This is a genomic window from Lactobacillus nasalidis (assembly GCF_016587775.1).
Taxonomy (GTDB): Bacteria; Bacillota; Bacilli; order Lactobacillales; family Lactobacillaceae; genus Lactobacillus; species Lactobacillus nasalidis.
The window spans coordinates 1-1,491 of sequence record NZ_BOCG01000346.1; the positions used below are offsets into that span (position 1 = coordinate 1).

The following is a 1,491-nucleotide window of genomic DNA, read 5'->3' on the forward strand; positions in this document are numbered from 1 at the left end:
AGCAAAAAAGCCGCGATGTAGCTGACGGCCACGGCCGCCCCGCTGACCAGCAGGCCTTCAGCGAAAGAGGTCAGCTGCGAGGCTGTCAGCCGGCTGACGACCGAAGTGAAGATCGAAGCTGGCAGGGCGATCTTCATGATCAGTTTGGAGATGTCCCCGCTGAAGCTTTCCTTGAACCATTTCTGCTGACTCAGCAAGTATCCGATCAAGACGATGACCACGATCGGAAAAATGCTCTTCAATACCTCCAATAAAATGTACATGTTATCACCTACCGACTCACTTTTTTAGTAAACTGGTTCCCACTTGAACGACTTCACGCATGCCTCAACATCGGTGCAGTCATTGCGGTTCAGCCCTTCTTCCTTTGCTTCCCGCGCCACGGCAAAAGCCACGGTTTCCGAGAACTGGTCCAGCTTGGAGACTGGCGGCAGAACGGCAGCGCCGGCTTCGCCTGGGTCAACGATCCCGCCGATTGAGTGGGCGGCAACGGAAATCATTTCATCAGTCAAAAGCTTGGCGCCGGAAGCAATCACGCCCAGGCCCAGGCCAGGGTAGATCAAAGCGTTGTTGGCCTGGCCGATTTCGTAGCTGACGCCCTTGTATTCGACAGGCGCGGACGGAACCCCGGTAGCAACCAATGCCCGGCCGTCAGTCCAGCGGATCAGGTCTGCGGCAGTGGCTTCAGCCAGTTCGGTCGGGTTGCTGATCGGGAAGATGATCGGCCGCTTGGTGTGGGCAGCCATTTCCTTGACGATGTCTTCCGTGAAGGCGCCGCCCTTGGTTGAAGTGCCGACCAGGATGGTTGGGTGAATGGCCTTGACCGCGGCTTCCAGGCTGGTCAGCTCAGCAGCATTGCTGAATTCTGACCGCTTGCGGGCAAAAGGCTTCTGTTCTGGAGTCAGGTCGTCCATGTCGTCAAAAAGCAGCCCCTGCCGGTCAACCAGGTAGAAGTGGTCGCGGGCATCTTTTTCGCTCAAGCCCTGGTCCAGCATTTCCTGGTAGATCCGCTTGGCAATCCCGCAGCCGGCGGTTCCGGCGCCAAAGCACATGTAGGTCTGGTCGGCCAGCTTTTCGCCGGAAATGTTCAAGCCACCCAGAATCCCGGCCAGGCAGATGATGCCCGTGCCTTCGATGTCGTCGTTGAAGACTGGGTACTGGTGAACGTACTTGTCGAGCAGCTTGGCCGCGTGGCCCCGGCCGAAGTCCTCAAAGTGCAGGTAAAGGCGCGGGAACATTTTTTCCACCAGAGCAACGAACTTGTCGACGAAGGCGTAGTAGGTCGCGTCGTCAACCCGCTTGTGGTGCAGGCCAACATAGCCGGAATCGCCGATCAGGCTTTGCCGGTTGGTACCAGCGTCCAGGACGACCGGCAAAACCCGCTTGGGATCCAGGCCGGCAGCCCCGGTGTAGACCATCAGCTTGCCGATTGAGATGCTGACGCCGTTGGAGCCCCAGTCGCCGATTCCCAAAATGGCTTCGGCGTCGGTG

Annotated in this window: 2 protein-coding genes; both read right to left on the reverse strand. The window is 58.4% G+C overall.

What is annotated here, in order from left to right; all coding sequences use genetic code 11:
• Positions 1–263: AEC family transporter (locus tag lacNas_RS06665; RefSeq protein ID WP_201346711.1), on the reverse strand; the 263-nt coding region annotated here is incomplete at its 3' end.
• A 24-nt stretch (positions 264–287) separates the two neighbouring features.
• On the reverse strand, positions 288–1,491 hold a 1,204-nt coding region (gene maeA, locus lacNas_RS06670), incomplete at its 5' end, for an NAD-dependent malic enzyme (RefSeq protein WP_201346712.1).